This is a genomic window from Agrobacterium sp. 5Ca39, from assembly GCF_055382365.1.
Window position 1 is genome coordinate 360,001 of the sequence record NZ_AP026437.1, and the last position, 15,981, is coordinate 375,981.

The following is a 15,981-nucleotide window of genomic DNA, read 5'->3' on the forward strand; positions in this document are numbered from 1 at the left end:
TTCCGACCTGCACGAATGGCGTAACGACTTCCCCGCTGTCTCCAACATAGACTCAGTGAAATTGAATTCCCCGTGAAGATGCGGGGTTCCTGCGGTCAGACGGAAAGACCCCGTGCACCTTTACTATAGCTTTACACTGGCATTCGCCAAGGCATGTGTAGGATAGGTGGTAGGCTTTGAAGCAGGGACGCCAGTTTCTGTGGAGCCATCCTTGAAATACCACCCTTATCTTCGTGGATGTCTAACCGCGGTCCGTTATCCGGATCCGGGACAGTGTATGGTGGGTAGTTTGACTGGGGCGGTCGCCTCCGAAAGAGTAACGGAGGCGCGCGATGGTTAGCTCAGACCGGTCGGAAATCGGTCGTCGAGTGCAATGGCATAAGCTAGCCTGACTGCGAGACTGACAAGTCGAGCAGAGACGAAAGTCGGTCATAGTGATCCGGTGGTCCCGTGTGGAAGGGCCATCGCTCAACGGATAAAAGGTACGCCGGGGATAACAGGCTGATGACCCCCAAGAGTCCATATCGACGGGGTTGTTTGGCACCTCGATGTCGACTCATCGCATCCTGGGGCTGGAGCAGGTCCCAAGGGTATGGCTGTTCGCCATTTAAAGCGGTACGTGAGTTGGGTTCAGAACGTCGTGAGACAGTTCGGTCCCTATCTGCCGTGGGTGTAGGAATATTGACAGGATCTGTCCCTAGTACGAGAGGACCGGGATGGACGTATCTCTGGTGGATCTGTTGTCCTGCCAAGGGCATAGCAGAGTAGCTATATACGGAATGGATAACCGCTGAAGGCATCTAAGCGGGAAACCAACCTGAAAACGAGTGTTCCCTATCAGAGCCGTGGAAGACGACCACGTTGATAGGACGGGTGTGGAAGCACAGCAATGTGTGAAGCTTACCGTTACTAATAGCTCGATCGACTTCTTCGTTCCCATTGTTCATGCTCATCAAGCGAAGCTTGATGATCTGTTCTGTCTTCACGCTGACGTGGCCTTCGGCCACTACGCTGCAGACGGCGCGCCAAACGATTGGCGACGGACTAGCGTCCTGTATGGGCGCCACGCTCGACCTCGAGCAAGGCAACATACGGATAAGTCACAGAAACGACGTGTAAATTAAATAGAGCCTTGAGCTCTCCAGCTTCTCGAAAACAACGTTCATGTGAAAACATGAACAATGTTGCGTTTTGCCGACCTGGTGGTTATCGCGGGGCGGCTGCACCCGTTCCCATTCCGAACACGGCCGTGAAACGCCCCAGCGCCAATGGTACTTCGTCTCAAGACGCGGGAGAGTAGGTCGCTGCCAGGTCTGCAAAACGCATCAAAAATCTTCTCATCACATCCCTCGGCCCAGCCGACAAAAAAGGGCCGCCAAAAGCGGCCTTTTGCAGTTTAAGACAAAACTTAAGGAAAACGCCAAGTGCGTCCCTTACAGGAGATAAATTGCTCCGCAATTTACTCCGGAAAAGATCCGTCGTCGCTAAAGCAACGACGTAACCGCGACATTCGGCCTTGCCGAATGCGCTGGACGCGGGGTGGAGCAGCCCGGTAGCTCGTCAGGCTCATAACCTGAAGGCCGCAGGTTCAAATCCTGCCCCCGCAACCACTGAGACTTGCAAATTCGCCCACTCGGGGTATTTGCGACGAAGCTCCTCCTCATACGAGTCGAGGAGCTTTTTTTGTTTCTCCTTCGTTGCAATCTCCCCGGCTTCCAGCTTCTCGATGAAATCCGCATGCACTTCGGCGACGAAGCGGCGCTCCATCAGATCGAGAACGTCCATCTGCGCGAGGATGGAGGAGATCAGGCCGTGGACTTCGAGGGTTGCCGGCTGATGTCCGGGTGTCTTGCCGATCACGACCTTCTGCACCAATGAGCGCACGATCGGCATCACCTGACGCTTGGCATCGTCGTTTTTGCCGCGGCGCGCCTGCAGGAAGAAATGACGCATACGCAGTTCCGTCTGGGCGGGATTGTGACGCTGCTTCAATTCTTCGATCTTCGCCCGCATGTCTGGCTCGGATGTGGTGAAGGCGTCGATCTCGCTTGCCAGGGCGACACGCTGGAGCTCGATCTGATCGAGCGTATCGTCGAGCGCAGCGAGAGGAGGGCGGGCTTGCATGGCGCGGTCGGAGATCTGCTGGATGATGCTCTTCTGCTTGCGCTCCAACTCGTTCAGCTCGCGCATCATCTGCTCGCGCTCGGCTTTCGGGCGGCGAAGCCTGGATGTCTCCTGTTCGATCACCTTTGCGGACATGGTGTCGAACATCCCCAGAGAGAAAAATGCGGCCGGCAGGCAATCGAGAACGCGGCTCTCCAGCTCCTGGCGGGTAATGGTCTTGCTGTTGCTGCAGCAAGTTCCGCCGAGCTCGTCGATCGGCAGGCGCTTCTTGCGGTTGGTGCAGCTATAGCGGTCCTTGCTGCTGATGGCGTAGGGGCCGCCACATTCCGCGCATTCGAGCAGGTGACTGAGCAGGTATCCCGGGCGGTGCGTTGCATTCAGCCGGTTGCTCTGCCCAAAATCAAAAAGCTCGCCGACTTCTTTCTGGCGTTCCTTTACCCGCTGCCACAGTTTGTCGCTGACGATGCGCATCTCGGGCACATCAGCCAGCACCCATTCGCTCGCGTCGTTTGCGCGCGCAGTACGGCGTTCGGTTTCCGGGTTCTTGCGGTAGTTACGCTTGTTCCAGACCATGCGGCCGATGTAACTCTCGTTGTTGAGGATGCCAGTGCCACGGCTGACGTGGCCGCGGATGGCGGTATCGCGCCACTTACGGCCGCGCGAGCCCGGGACGCCTTCGTTGTTCAAAAGCTGGGCGATGTCGCGAGGCGACATGCCGTCGGCATAAAGCGTGAAGATGCGGCGCACCACCTCGGCCTTTGCAGGATCGATCTCGCGCAAACCCTTGATGCGATCACCGTTGGCATCACGCTGCTGGGAGAGCATGTAGCCGTATGCGAGGCAGGTCGATGCCTTGCCTTTCTGAACGGCAGTCTTCATGCCCTCGCGAGTGCGGTAGCGAATTTGCTCGACCAGTTCATGACTGAGGGCGGCACGGAGCGCCATCTCCAGGTCATTGACCGGAGTTCCGGCATGGACGGTCCACAGTTCTACGTCGCGGTAGCGAAGCTCCTTGAGGATTTTGGCGCTGTGCTCGATGTCGCGCGACAGGCGGTCGACGGTGACACAGAGAACGACGTCGACGGGTTGGCGCTTTACATGCGCGATGAGGCTTTGGATGCCGGGGCGGAGCTGGTAGCTGGTGCCGCTGATGGCGGCATCGGAATAGACCTCGACCAGCTTCCAGCCCTGTCGTGCGACAAAGGATTTGCCGAGTTCGATCTGCGTTTCGATCGATACCTCGTGCTGGCGGTCGGTGGAGTAGCGGGCATAAAACAGGACATTCTTGGTCATTTACGGAATTCCATATCCATTAATCTCTTCATGAACACCGGCCGGCATCCGCCGGCCAGTTCGTTTACTAGGTGCTCAACTCTGCTGCTTGCGGCGCCCTGCCAATCCTGCAGCACGCTCGGCTGCGCCATCCTGGCGATCCTTCACGCGGTCCCAGAGTTCATCGCTGACGATGCGCAGTGCCGATACGTAATGGTAGTCGTCGTCGCCCGCCTGTTTACACGCGCCGACGTAAGCCAGGTTGTTGAGGATGCCGGTTCCGCGAGCGCGGTTGCCGCGGATCGCAGCGTCGCGCCAGAAACTGCCACGGGGACCGGCCACGCCTTCCACATTAAGAAGAGCAGCGATCTTTGTCGGTGCCATCCCCTCGGCATACATACCGAAAATACGCCTGATGACGTCGGCGGCGACCGGATCGACGATCTTGAAACCGAAGATGCGCTGGCCGTCCGCATTGCAGGCGCCGGAATAGCGGTAGCCAAATGGAAGGGGCGCGAAGTGTTTCTCCTCGCGCAGGTCGTCGGGCACTTGGGCAACGTGGCTGCCGATGGCAAACATCTTGCTGCGGTCATCGATATAGTGATCGGACAGGTTCCGGGCGGTGATCCGCTCGCCAGGATCGGCGACCCAGAGTTCGATTCCCTTGCGAGCGAGTTCGCTCAACAGCCGGCTGGCGATATCAAATCGCGAGCACAACCGGTCCAGTGTATGGCAGAGGACGATATCGACCGTCTCGCGCTCGATATGGGCGAAAAGCTTGCGCACGCCGGGCTGCGCCATGAAGACGACTTCGCCGATATCCTCGTCAGTATAGGACTTTGCGAAGGTCCAGCCATTCTCCTTGATGAAGCGGTGCCCATAGTAGAGCTGCGTTTCGAGGCAGGCATGGACGTGGTCGCCGGCGGAATGGCGTGCATAGAACAGGACGTTCTTGGTCATGGAGTGATCTCCGTTCGAATGGGCGAAGTCGGGGGACATGGTAACCGGCGGCGGGGGAGTTGAGAGCCCCGCAGCGATGCCAGATCATCATGGTCTGGCGGTTGGCAGGTGTTGGCGGCAATAATTGCCGCAATAAGGAGCCGCTCCTGAGCGCTGGTCAGTAACCCATCATGGCGCGATAGGCCGTGGCCTCATCGGTGTTCCCGCGAATCCAGCCATGCTGCTGAAGCTTGAGCAAGCTGTCGGCGACGCCATCGCGCGCGCCGCACCAGGTCCAGCCGGTATCGGCGGGGCGGATAATGAAGACTTCGGTGGAGGTCACCTTGATCCGCGTTGCGCCGGTCTCCGCCTTGACGGCTTCGCGAAACAAGCGATCCAATTCCTTGATCCGCTGCTTCTGTTCGGCCGTCAGGTGCGCCGGCTGGACGCGGGACGGGGTCTTCGACGGGATATGCGTCGCGGGGATACGGTGGGTGAGGACGAACACACGGTGCACCTGCTTGCGCCGCCAGGGTGCTCGGTCGATATCGACCATCAGGCCGTTATTGGTCACGTCGCAAAACAGCTCACCACTGATCGCGACACGGTGGCTCCCCAGAAAAACGATGCAGGGATGGCATTGCTGAATTCCCGTGCGGGCTTTGAGGTACGCAGCAAGGGTCGGACGACGTTGGAAGTCGTGCCATTCTCCCGCATAGCCGAGCAGTCGCAAGGTGCTCTCGATCTCGTCGTCACTTGTCGTTGTGATCGCGGGAGGGCGGGGGCGGTCTACCCAGCCTGCGCCATGACGGACGAGCCGCACGGCATCCCGGACGCGGGACATCGATGCGTCCGTGATGGAGGCCATGGCTACTGTGCCGGAATACAGCCGGGATTTGGTGTCGTTGTCGACGTCGTGGAGATGGTGGGTCTTGATCGCACCGAGTGCGGACGGGAGGTCGATGATGTTGGGCACGTTCGGATCCTTCGTATCCAGGGTGGAGTTGAAGGAATGCGCTCACCACTCTGGATCCCTCAGGCGTCCGTTCGCCCTCGATCCCATCTCTTTGTGCCTGAAAGCCACCACACGGATAAGGTGACCCAGGCTGGGCAATGCTCTGCAGGACGGTCCGCACCGGCCAGAGCCTCTGTAAAAATCGGTACGTCACTCGATCATCGGTGTCACGAGCGCGCCGGGAGTCCTCCCTTGCAAGATTGTCCCGGTTAGCAAAAAGCCAATCAGAAAACCAGTTTCCGCCATGCAAGGGCTTCCGCTGGTGCGCATTCCGGCCGAGGCGTTCACCTCAGCCGTCGGCGACATTATCCATATCCCTTGCGAAATCAATGCAGTGACCTTGCAGGATTTAGAATTATTTGAAAACCTGGCTGACCAGGGCTTAATCAGATCGATAGCATTTTAGCGAATCGGATGGATGCTGATGAGTTGATCTTAGATGATCGGCCCCCCCCCCCAGCACTCTGGAAATCCGATTCAGGATAAACGGCGTTTAACCGAGTAATGGGGGGAGATGTCGTAGAGATTGCAAACGCCGTTAGGTGTTCCAGTGGCAGCGCAAGGTGAGCAGACCCGGGACCGTAGGCAGGTAGACGAAACCGCTCAGGCGCCCTCGTCGGCACCGCCAGGATAGAGCAGATGGGGCTTGCGGCGGAAGGGCCAGTCGCCATCCCGGTACTTCTCAACCAGCCCATCGAAGACGGTGTGGGATTCATGCTCGTCGAAGCCCTGCTTGACCAGCATCCTGACCACCCGTTTTTTAAACTTTCCCAGCGTTTCCGTCGCTCCCTCGGCGGCCATGGCGGAGATCGTCATGAACAGCGCCGTGCGGGCCACATCGTCTCGTCCGGGGCGCTTGGCCTTTCGATCAGCATCACGCAGCTTCCGCTGTCGCTCGCGCTGTTTGCTGTTGCGGATCTCCTCGGACTTTGCTGGCATGCACTCTTCCCCGTCAGGTCTCCGGCTATCGATGCCAGACCGTTGTCAATGCGGCAACGCCGTTTGCATGGAATCGGAAATCCCGGTTTATGAATCGTTTTTTTGGGGTTCTGAATCACATGAGCGCAATTTGAGATCAATTGCGGGCACGTTGAGACAGGTCGAGATAAGCTGGCAAAGGACAAACGGCGGTCGTGAATCAAATGACCAGCGTTTGGAATCAAAAATATCGGACCTTGAATCAAATGAGCGCAATTTGTCTCGACGTGCGGACACGTTGAAATGACCTGTGGGCAAGCTGACGGAAATCGCCGAGGACTTCCTGTCGCGCTTGCGCCTGCAGACCCATCTCCATTCTGAAGCATGAGGCGGCGAACCGAAATCTTCCCGTTCGGTTCATCCGCGAAGTCGCATGTCATATGTCCCAGCCGTTCGCGCGGAATGTGTCATCTTCGGGTGGAAATCGAGCATCGCTCTCAGGCGGCGAGACGTTGGCTGCGTGTTTACTTCGTCGCGTGTTCCCGTGACGGAAAAACTACTTCGTGAAGGCCTTGAATGTGGGAGCTCGGCTATCCGGCTTCGGATTCTGGATTTTGTGGTGAAATAATACCGATCGATCACGAAGTGAAAAAATTTTATAATTATCGCATATATCGATATAAATTGATTAATTTGTCGTTTATATTTAAATATTATCGATGATAACCGCGGAGAAATAAAGATTGCGATCGAAGATATACTATAAATATATTTTACTTGAATTTGCATTAAAGCCGTATTGGCGCGATCATATAGTCATCCGATGCGTTGTTCGTCGGATACATTGTAAACGCGTCACACGGAGACTTCCATGCGCACCAGAAATACCAAGCCCACTGCGACCGCCGCCCTCTCCTATAACTATGAAGAAGAGGGGATCGGGCACACAACGCGCGATCTGCTCGAAAGCAGCGCGGCCCATATCTTCGACCTGGGGCGCCGCACCACCGAGCAGACTTTCGAGCTCGGCGACCACCTGAGCCGGGCTGCCGACCTGCTGGCCGACGGCCGGTTCGACAAGTGGGTAAAGATGCGCTGCGGCCTCTCCGCGCGCAGCGGTCGCAACTATATGGCGGTGTTCCGCAACCTCGGCCATGTTCGTGATGAACTGGTCGATCTGTCGGTCGGCGCGACGGTGTTGTTCCATCTGAGTTCGGCAACCGACGATCAGGTCAAAGCGGCCATTGCCTTTGCCGAGGAGAACGGGCGCCTTCAGGTTGCCGACGTCAAGACCATTATCGCCGGTGGCGAGGAGGACGGTGATAAGGCCGAGAAGGACGATCAGTTCTGGGTCGGCGGTGTGGCTGGACTGAAAGTGTTGATTGCGGCCAAGATCCGCGATGGAGTGAAGGCGTTCATCGAGCACGTCGTGACGATCTGCAAGGCGGTCGAGGCTGCGCTCAGCAGAAGCCGCGTGATCAAGGAGGCGTTGGCGAAGGAAATCCAGGATATCGCCCGCGTCGCGCGTCAGGAGCTTGAAAGCCTGGCCTTGTTCCTCGAGCCGGAGCTCGATTATGGCCGCAACACCCGGCCGACCAAGTTCCCGAAGAAGACCGGCTGGTCTGAGGTCAACGATACGCTCTATACATTGGGTGGTGTCGATGGCTGGCCGAAGTCGAAAGACATGCGTGACTGGCTTGCGCTGCATGTGCTTCCGGTGCTCGGCTGGGCGGTGTCAAAGGAGCGGAAGCCGGAATGGCCGCTCGCGGCGCCAACTGCTCCGGCTTCCGAACCGGCGGTTCCGGCAGAGGCGGACACCGTCGGCGATCGTCACGATGCCGAGCCGGTTATGTCGGACGAGGTCTCTGATGATGCCGATGTCCCGGATGAGGTGATCGACCGGTTTGGCGCGGCGCTGGAGGAGGCGTCCGGCGGCTTCATGACGGTCAGCCGTGAGGCGCCGCGAAACCGCAAGCAGTTTGCCAAGGTGCCGGCGCTTGCCGATGACAGCGTCGCCGATGTTGAACTCGCGCCAGCCGTCACGGGGTAAGATGCAAGTTGCACGAGGGCCGGGCGACCGGCCCGCCAAACTCGGAAGGGGCCGCATGTCGGCCCTTTTCCTTTTGCCTGATGATGACGAGCGAAACGCTGAGGTCGACCGTTGCGATCACTGGGCGCGTTCGTCGGTCCGGACTTCGTGAGCCCACCGTTAACTATGTACCGGCTTTGTTCTTTTTTGTTGTTCCGGGTCCTTGAGCCCGGCTCCCGGTCCTGCCAGGTTGGGGTCGTTCGGAAGACCGGACACAAAACGGCCCAAGGCAGCGCGCCAACGCTACCAAGGGCCTGACCCTCAGCCTTCTCGAAAAAGGAATCGGGCTATGACCACGCATACTCTCTCTACCCCTGCCGGGGAAGTTCTTCGTTCGACTGTCGCCGCGGCATCGATGTTCTCCCATCGCTCATTCGGTACTGGTGCCTACAGCATCAGCGAACCGGCCGCGTTGCGCCGCCATCCCCACATCGTTCGCTTCGCCGAAGTCGAGGCTGATCTCGATCTGCTGATCGATCGCGCCATCGCGGCCATCGCCGAGGGCGAACCGGTCGAGGACGAAATCCTCGGCCACTACGTTCACATCGCCTCGCTCGTGCGCGCCGTGTCGTTCCGCGAAGGCAAGCTGCTTGAGCAGGCGGTCGAGCATCTGGCGAAAGCCAATCCAAACATCACCGTGCTGACCCAGTCGCTGAAACTGCCGTTGGTCAAGGCGGCGCTCGAAGCCGTCGCCGGAAACGACTGGTCGTCCCTTGACGGCGTGAAGCTCGACTGCGAGGCGCCGGCCAAAGGCAGCTACACGCCCGACCTGATCGTGGTGAACCGGACAAAGCACCTGGCCTACATCCTCGACCTCAAACGCTCGCTCGCCTCTTACGGCGACACCAGCCGTCTCGAAGAGCTGAAGATGAAGATGATGACCTCGGCGATGGTTTTGCCGGACTGGCTCTACAAGAACCACAAGCGGCTCATGATCGATACGGTCGAGGTTGCCATCGTCGATGGCGCCAGCCGCCCGAGCGATCATGCCACCGGCATCTGGGCTCTGTCGGAGATCGACGATCTGCTCGAGATCGACGGAGTTGCGGCCTGCATGGCAGAACTGCGTCTGCGCTTCGGCCGCCGCGTGCAGCAGCTTCTTGAGGCGGAAGCCCGCAAGGCACTGGATGTGGTGGCAATGGCCAAACCGGATACGGCGCCCGCCGCTGCCATTATCGCAAACCGGCTGATCGCTCTGAACGGTCCGGCCCGCACTTTCGAGGAAGAGCAGGCGATGGCCGCGCCGGACGAGGATGATGGCCATTGCGATCTCGGCTGCTTCGACGATCAGGACGACCATCCGGAACCCGCCCGTATCCGGGTCGGCTTCGCCCGCCGTCCGCGCCGGCACTGACGAGCCGCTAGCCTAACGACCCTGATCGCGGCCGCGCCTGAAGCGCGTGGCCGGCTTCTCCCGTCCTTTCCATTCCACCAACGCCGGATGCCGATGCGCTCCGGCGAGGAGACAGTCATGTCCACCGATACCCACAGCCCGTCTGTGGCCGGCTTCCGTTGCGAAGCGGTCACAACCGATACCGTCGCGTCGCCTTGCCTTCGGAGCAAGTCTGCAAATCTCTCTCATATCCAATCCGCCGACCTTCGCCATGGTTCGAGCGATCGCGATGATCCCGCCGTACTGATCGGGTTGGCGCTCGCCTTCGTTCGGCAAGGTCCTCTTCTGGGCGGCGTTGTGCCGGAGCCTCTGATGTTGCGGCTGCGCGCGACTGCCGACAGCGGCAATGCGGCATGCCGCCTGCTGCTCGACTGGCTGCGCAACCGCAATCGAGACCTCGTTCCGTTCGGGAACGAACACCTGAGCCTGTCTGCTGCGACTGGTTTGGCTTCGGTCACTCCTCCGAGCGACCCTCTGCCGCCACGTCGTTCGCCGCGCGAGCGTGTGTTGACGCGGGTCTCGCAGCCCGGTGTCACTGACGGGCGGCGGCGTGGTCGAACGTGTCCGCGGGATCCGGTGCAGGACGCCTACACGGCAATTATTGCCGCGCAGACGGGAGGCCGGACTGATGGATAAGCTCGCCCGACTGCTTGTTCGCCGTCTTCGGCACCTTGCGCGCCGCGAGGCGCGCCGGATCGCCCTGCGCAACGGTCTGCTGGAAAGCAAGATCGTCGATGTCGATGGTCATCTCACCTGCCGCTACAGTCCGGCTTTCGACACGACACGACTGACCGGCGATCCGATCCGTGACGATACCTGGTTCCGGCGGAATTTTGGTGACTGGCTTGTCGCACCGAAGGAGACCGGCAATCCGACGGCCGGCTCTGCTGGCGATAGTGTCGTGACCGCCGGGATCGTTCATCCGCCGTTCGCCTCGCAACTCGTGGCCCTCCCTCAGGCGCGCCGCGGCACAATCGCGCAAGACGCGGTGCTGGGTAACGGAGTCGATCGGCGAGCTTACGCCGTCGGTCTTGTGGATCGGGCAACGGCGATGCCACTGGTCAGTCACATCGTTGCAACCCTGGTTCTGGCGCGCGCGGTGCAAAGGAGCGGACGGTCGCTTCGGGAGATCGTTTATACGCTGACCCGTGTGACACCGGTCGTTACCCTCCATGCGCCACTCGCGGGCTTCGAGGGGCAAGTGCTGCGGCTCCTTGAGAAATCCCGGCTGGTGGCGGGCGGCCCGTTTGCGATCGTTGATGCGGACCACATGTTCAACGACGATCACTTCGATGTCCTCGAAGGTGAGGCACGCAGGCGCCTGATGACCTTCTCGGGTGCCGGCGTGCATCGTGTCACAGGCAATGCCCTGCGCCGGCGGATGCTCAGCGCACTGTCGCGCGACTTGGCCGTCCTTGCCATCGCGGAAAAGCGATCGGACATTCCCTCGCTGCTACAGATCTCCGCCGACCTGTCGCTGGAAACGGGAAAGCTCGATCGCAGGTTCGTCGCCGATCTGGTCGACGTGCTTTACCCTGACGAGGCAATCGAGACGCTGGGCCTGCCGTCGGATGCCGATGCGCGCTGGCTGTCGCTGGAGGATCTGGTCCTTGCGTTTCGTCCTGGGCGGCATATCAGAGACGTGCTGCATGTCCTTGCCACGCTCATTGAGCGCAATCGCAGTGACTTCGAGGAAGAGGAGGACGGTGGTGACGGAAGCGACGACAAGGCATCCGGATCGGCATCGTCGAGCACATCCACCGAGAAACCCCATGGCTCGCACGAAAAGCCGAAATCGACCGACACTGATAGCAACGGCCGCTGGAAGAAGGACAAGCCGTCGGGCGCCGAAGTGATCCGGCCGGAGCCAATGCCGACGGAGGGCGAGATCGGCCACAAGCCGCCAATGACCGTCGAAACGCTCTCTGGATACGGCCGAGCGAAAGACTGGGCTCTCGATCTCAAGGCAGATCTGGATGATTACCGCGCCAGCATTCTGGCTTGGTCGGAGATGAGCACCAAGCTGCTACTGTCCGGCCCGCCCGGAACCGGCAAGACCACCTTTGCCCGGGCGCTGTGCAACAGCCTGCAAATCCCGCTGGTCGTTACATCAGTATCGACCTGGCTGCAGGGCGGTCACCTCAACGACGTGATCGACAGGATGAGCAAGACGTTTTTCGAGGCGCGGGCCATGGCACCGGCGATCCTGTTCATCGACGAGATCGATGGTATCGGCAAAAGGCAGCCGGCGGAGCGGGAATATGCCGACTATTGGAATACCGTCGTCAACAAGGCGCTCGAATTGCTCGATGGCGCGATCAAAAACGAGGGGCTGATCGTCGTTGGCGCCACAAACCGGCCCGATCATATCGACGAGGCCATCAAGCGCTCCGGACGGTTGGAGACACATATCGAAATCACGAAGCCAGATGTGCCGACGCTGGCGGAGATCCTGGCCCATCATCTCGGTGACGATGCGATGTCGCTGATCCCGGAGCCAGTACCAGAAAGTCGGTCGGGAGCCGAGGACGGATTCTCGCTGAAGAGGATCGTTGCCGACTATCTGGAGGAAGACGCAGAAAGTGAATGGAAGGGAGCCAGCCGATGACTGATCCACAGAACAGCAACGCGTCGGAATGGTCGGCAGCCGCGCAACACGCCAATTCTGCTTATGCTATTCTGCGGCGTCTCGCCACGCGGGCGATGGGGCTGACGGGTGCTGATATCGAACGCATCGTCCGGGAGGCGCGATTGAAGGCGCGCCGCGACAAGCGCGCAATCCGTTACGAGGACCTTGAGGCAGCCATCCTTAGAGACAGACCGCAACTGCCGCAAGATCTCCGCTGGCGCTTTGCTGTTCATGAGGCAGGTCACGCACTCGTCCATCATGTTCTGAAGCTGGGGTCCATCCACGGTATCAACATCGACACGGCCAATGGCGGCGGCTACAGCGAGCTTGGCTTCTCCGCATCAGGAAGCGACACCCTCAGCTACCGGGAAAAAATCCTGGCCATGATGATGGCGGGGCGCGCCGCCGAGCAAATCGTTATCGGCAACGTCTCCGCGGGCTCTGCCGGGGCCGATGATAGCGATCTTGCCCGAGCAACCATCCTTGCGCTTGCCATTGAAAGATCGCTTGGTTTTGGTGCCGTCCATCCGCTTCTCTACCGCAATGACAAAGATCCAACCACGGTTCTGGATGCTAATCCGGAGTTGGCAGCGCGCATTCATGTGCGGCTTGAGAAGGCGGTTGAGAGGGCGGGTGCGATCATCGGTAAGCACCGTAGCAAGCTGAATGACTTGGCGAAAGCTCTGTTTGAGGAACGGGCGTTGGATGGGAGAGCCGTGAGAGATATTTTTTAGTATATCCGGAAATGCAACCTGAAAATATAATCAATTTAATTATTGATAAGAGGTACTTATCGATGGTTTAAAACCCAACCGACAATCATACCCTGTGGCGAACTTTAATATTTACATAGAGTTCCTTTCGAAAATCATTTACCATGATTTCAATGGCTTACGATCTAGCGAAAATCAGTATCACAGCTCTGATGCGGCCTGCTTTCGACGCCGGTATCGCGCTCGCGCGTTTGGACGAGCGGATCGCCCGTTCACCGGTTGGCGCGGGCTGGATCGAACGATCCCAGTTCACCGATGCCTGCGCTTCGCTGTGGATCGACGGCGAACTCGTCCATGTCGAAGACCTCGTGCTCCATGACGCCACGCGGGATATTCGCACACCAACGCATGAGCTGACAATCGCCGGCGACGTGCTTCGAACCCGTCGGCGCATCGCCGGCCAATCCCCGGATTGGGCGTTCTCTGCCGACGGCATCCGCTCGCTGCGGAAAACCTCGGAGATCGGGGCGGGCGGCGCGGACGAGGCTACGACGACCGGAGTTATTCGGCCGGCGATCGCGATCGACGCGGAAGGGGAGGGGGATGACACCGACGACGCCCAAGATCTCCCCGGCGTCGATTATGCTGCTATCGATGCGCTGCTCGCGCGCTCTGACGCTGCGATCGAACGAGTCAAAAAGCCCGGCCGGGCTCCGGCCGATCCGCTGGTCTATGATCTCGACTGGGACGAGGATGCCCGGCTTGATGAATGGCGTGGCGTGTTGCGTCAGGCCGAAAACTTTCCGGCGGTGCTGCAGGCGATCATTGCCCTCGATGCCTGGAACGAGTTGGCGGTGCTGCAGCACGCGCCCTGGCTTGGCCGGCTGTTTGCGGCGTCGATCCTGCGGCAGGCCGGCATCACCACGGGGGCACATCTCGCAGCGATCAATCTCGGCCTCAAAACCATTCCCGTTGATCGGCGCCGAAGCCGCGATCGAGAGACCCGGCTGCTCGCCATCGCTCACGGCATTTTGGCGGCCGTCGAGATCGGCATGAAGGAACATGATCGGCTGACATTGGCAAAGACGATGATGGACCGGAAACTGGAGGGGAGGCGGACCTCTTCAAAGCTGCCGGAGCTGATTGAGCTGGTGATAGCGAAACCGCTGTTGTCGGCCGGCATGGTCGCGAAGACGCTCGAGGTGACGCCGCAGGCGGCGCGGCGGATCGTTTTGGATCTCGGCCTCAGGGAGATGACGGGCAGGGGGAGGTTTCGGACGTGGGGGGTGATTTGAATGAGCATCCCTGCAAAATTGCTATTTCACTTCGTTTCCGCCGGGAGGCGTCGTGATAAGCGTTGCGCTACGGGTCAAATCCCAAAAGTGCCTTCACGTAGCGGACATATCTCGTTTGCGGCTCTCTAGTTTTTCAGGCTTAATTCTCCAGACCATGTGGGTCTTGTTTCCGACTTCTGCCAGTATCGCAGGAACGTCGACTGGGAATTGATGTTTGGTAATCGATGACATCGGATGGAACTCCGGCGTATGACTCGTAACTTGCCCGTTCTCGTCGCAGAAATGATGGGCGGCCCCAGGCAATAGTTCCATTGCTATGGGAGTTGCTGCGTTAGGATTGTGGTAAACGTTTAGCCCTTCTATCCAGCTTTCCTCATAGCCGGCAGAGTTGACAAGAACACGAAAAAATTTCGCTAATGCTGCGTTAGGGTCGTGATCAACCATCCGTCCCTCACGGACCAGCAGCACTCGATCCGAACCGAATTTAGTTAGAACTCCCATTCGATTGAATTTGGCAATCGTGCCCGCGTTGCTGCTGATCACAGCACTTATGTGCTCAGAGCCCGGTTGGCGGAAGAATCCAGACGGGATGGGTTTCTTCTCACCCCATTGATGCGTTTCGACGCGCGTCGCAATTATGGTCAGATTCCCATTCGCATCGAACTCAGCCTTATGTTCGAAGCCCCAAAGGTACCTTTCAAGTGCGGGCTGGGAATGGACCATCGACATCGGTGATGAGAAGTCAGCTACGGCAAGGACCAAGGGTTTGCCCGCAACGTGTGAATGCTTCCAGTATTCTTTGTTTAATTTTGAATAGAGAGGGCTGCCGAACTTTATCGGCATATATTCATGCAGGTATGCCTGCAGTTCCTCCTGCGTGTCGATTGAAGGAGGAGGTTCGATTTTCCCATTGTTTTTGGTTGGCCCCACAGTTACGGCCTCTACGAAAAGTTCGCCGAGCAATCCGGAACAGCAAAAATCAGGAACATTATGGTCGCGGTCAAGCAAGTATCCGGCTTCGATAAGCATAGCAAATAGATACAATTCCCAGATACGCTGATCGAATCCAGTCGTTTGGAATTGTTCAATAAAATTGCCGTCGGCGTCCTCGTGCCAGCGCATCATTGGCTCTATAATCGAGCGAGCAGGTGAGTACCCCTCACTGGTCGTGAGTTGGACGAAGGATGGGTTTAGTTGTGAGGGCGGGTGGACATGAGTGAAAAAGTCAACGGGATTTCCCTTTTCGTCACCCTGATAATGTTCCTCGGACGAGGCTAGTGCTGCCTCGCGCATTGCCGAAAACAGCTTTTCTTTTGCCTTTTCCAAACTTACATCGAAATGTGTGACTGTCGTTCCGCGGAAGCGAAGGTTCCGATCACGAGCCATCACGACTCCGCCATAGTCGCCATCTGTGATATCTTTGCCCAGAATACCGATGACCGCGCCACCTTCGATTTCGAAATGTCCCATTTCGTCGAGGTATAGTAGGGTCATCGGCTGCCGGGCGTAGCCGCCTAACGCGTTGAATCGGGTAATTGAGATTGGAAAAATATCGAACTCGTCCATGCCAGTTTCCTTATATCCCTCCATGCCT

The 15,981-nt window shown here is 58.7% G+C and carries 11 protein-coding genes, 1 tRNA gene, 2 rRNA genes and 1 pseudogene (1 of these 15 only partly in view); 10 read left to right on the forward strand and 5 right to left on the reverse strand.

Annotation, left to right across the window (positions count from 1 at the left end; translation table 11 throughout):
• From ACZ47E_RS15420 to ACZ47E_RS15435, 4 genes are all read left to right on the forward strand, one after another.
• Positions 1-934, forward strand: a 23S ribosomal RNA gene (locus tag ACZ47E_RS15420); it begins 1,865 nt to the left of the window's first position.
• Positions 935-1,198: 264 nt separating this feature from the next.
• Positions 1,199-1,313: ribosomal RNA gene (gene rrf, locus ACZ47E_RS15425) — 5S ribosomal RNA — on the forward strand.
• A gap of 220 nt (positions 1,314-1,533) precedes the next feature.
• Positions 1,534-1,610: transfer RNA gene (locus ACZ47E_RS15430), tRNA-Met, on the forward strand.
• A 73-nt stretch (positions 1,611-1,683) separates the two neighbouring features.
• On the forward strand, positions 1,684-1,878 hold the full coding sequence (locus ACZ47E_RS15435; RefSeq protein ID WP_244405542.1) for a hypothetical protein: 195 nt from the start codon (positions 1,684-1,686) through the stop codon (positions 1,876-1,878).
• 483 nt (positions 1,879-2,361) lie between these two features.
• Here ACZ47E_RS15435 and ACZ47E_RS15440 read toward each other — a convergent pair.
• The 4 genes and pseudogenes from ACZ47E_RS15440 to ACZ47E_RS15455 all read right to left on the reverse strand — a co-directional run.
• Positions 2,362-3,417 (reverse strand): annotated as a pseudogene (locus ACZ47E_RS15440) (recombinase family protein); the annotation flags it as partial.
• Positions 3,418-3,492: 75 nt separating this feature from the next.
• Complete coding sequence (locus ACZ47E_RS15445; RefSeq protein ID WP_345797611.1) at positions 3,493-4,395, reverse strand: recombinase family protein; 903 nt, start codon at positions 4,393-4,395, stop codon at positions 3,493-3,495.
• A 118-nt stretch (positions 4,396-4,513) separates the two neighbouring features.
• On the reverse strand, positions 4,514-5,311 hold the full coding sequence (locus tag ACZ47E_RS15450) for a hypothetical protein (protein WP_035210962.1): 798 nt from the start codon (positions 5,309-5,311) through the stop codon (positions 4,514-4,516).
• A 642-nt stretch (positions 5,312-5,953) separates the two neighbouring features.
• Positions 5,954-6,289, reverse strand: a complete 336-nt coding sequence (locus ACZ47E_RS15455; protein ID WP_035210964.1) for a hypothetical protein — start codon at positions 6,287-6,289, stop codon at positions 5,954-5,956.
• 850 nt (positions 6,290-7,139) lie between these two features.
• Here ACZ47E_RS15455 and ACZ47E_RS15460 point away from each other — a divergent pair.
• The 6 genes from ACZ47E_RS15460 to ACZ47E_RS15485 all read left to right on the forward strand — a co-directional run bounded on the left by ACZ47E_RS15460 (position 7,140) and on the right by ACZ47E_RS15485 (position 14,387).
• The gene (locus ACZ47E_RS15460) at positions 7,140-8,318 is read left to right on the forward strand and encodes a hypothetical protein (protein WP_035210966.1); all 1,179 of its coding nucleotides are present in this window, start codon (positions 7,140-7,142) and stop codon (positions 8,316-8,318) included.
• Positions 8,319-8,646: 328 nt separating this feature from the next.
• A complete protein-coding gene (locus ACZ47E_RS15465; RefSeq protein WP_035210968.1) occupies positions 8,647-9,711 on the forward strand; it encodes a hypothetical protein in 1,065 nt (354 codons plus the stop codon).
• Positions 9,712-9,828: 117 nt separating this feature from the next.
• A complete protein-coding gene (locus ACZ47E_RS15470; RefSeq protein WP_035210970.1) occupies positions 9,829-10,386 on the forward strand; it encodes a hypothetical protein in 558 nt (185 codons plus the stop codon).
• On the forward strand, positions 10,379-12,358 hold the full coding sequence (locus ACZ47E_RS15475; protein ID WP_113344000.1) for an AAA family ATPase: 1,980 nt from the start codon (positions 10,379-10,381) through the stop codon (positions 12,356-12,358). Before ACZ47E_RS15470 ends, ACZ47E_RS15475 begins: the two co-directional genes overlap by 8 nt.
• The gene (locus ACZ47E_RS15480) at positions 12,355-13,113 is read left to right on the forward strand and encodes an ATP-dependent metallopeptidase FtsH/Yme1/Tma family protein (RefSeq protein ID WP_035211015.1); all 759 of its coding nucleotides are present in this window, start codon (positions 12,355-12,357) and stop codon (positions 13,111-13,113) included. The genes ACZ47E_RS15475 and ACZ47E_RS15480 overlap by 4 nt, the downstream gene beginning before the upstream one ends.
• Before the next feature lie 143 nt (positions 13,114-13,256).
• Complete coding sequence (locus tag ACZ47E_RS15485) at positions 13,257-14,387, forward strand: RHE_PE00001 family protein (RefSeq protein WP_269842922.1); 1,131 nt, start codon at positions 13,257-13,259, stop codon at positions 14,385-14,387.
• 93 nt (positions 14,388-14,480) lie between these two features.
• Here the strand turns inward: ACZ47E_RS15485 and ACZ47E_RS15490 are convergent, their stop codons facing one another.
• Entirely contained in the window at positions 14,481-15,953 is a 1,473-nt protein-coding gene (locus tag ACZ47E_RS15490; RefSeq protein WP_464017008.1) for a hypothetical protein, read from the reverse strand.
• Positions 15,954-15,981 lie beyond the last annotated feature (28 nt).

What these genes read in the sequence shown, in the direction of transcription:
- ACZ47E_RS15445 (WP_345797611.1), bottom strand. Translation starts at nt 4,395, where the DNA reads ATGTCCCCCGACTTCGCCCATTCGAACGGAGATCACTCCATGACCAAG.
- ACZ47E_RS15455 (WP_035210964.1), bottom strand. Translation starts at nt 6,289, where the DNA reads ATGCCAGCAAAGTCCGAGGAGATCCGCAACAGCAAACAGCGCGAGCGA.
- ACZ47E_RS15460 (WP_035210966.1), top strand. Translation starts at nt 7,140, where the DNA reads ATGCGCACCAGAAATACCAAGCCCACTGCGACCGCCGCCCTCTCCTAT.
- ACZ47E_RS15465 (WP_035210968.1), top strand. Translation starts at nt 8,647, where the DNA reads ATGACCACGCATACTCTCTCTACCCCTGCCGGGGAAGTTCTTCGTTCG.
- ACZ47E_RS15470 (WP_035210970.1), top strand. Translation starts at nt 9,829, where the DNA reads ATGTCCACCGATACCCACAGCCCGTCTGTGGCCGGCTTCCGTTGCGAA.
- ACZ47E_RS15475 (WP_113344000.1), top strand. Translation starts at nt 10,379, where the DNA reads ATGGATAAGCTCGCCCGACTGCTTGTTCGCCGTCTTCGGCACCTTGCG.
- ACZ47E_RS15480 (WP_035211015.1), top strand. Translation starts at nt 12,355, where the DNA reads ATGACTGATCCACAGAACAGCAACGCGTCGGAATGGTCGGCAGCCGCG.
- ACZ47E_RS15485 (WP_269842922.1), top strand. Translation starts at nt 13,257, where the DNA reads ATGATTTCAATGGCTTACGATCTAGCGAAAATCAGTATCACAGCTCTG.
- ACZ47E_RS15490 (WP_464017008.1), bottom strand. Translation starts at nt 15,953, where the DNA reads ATGGACGAGTTCGATATTTTTCCAATCTCAATTACCCGATTCAACGCG.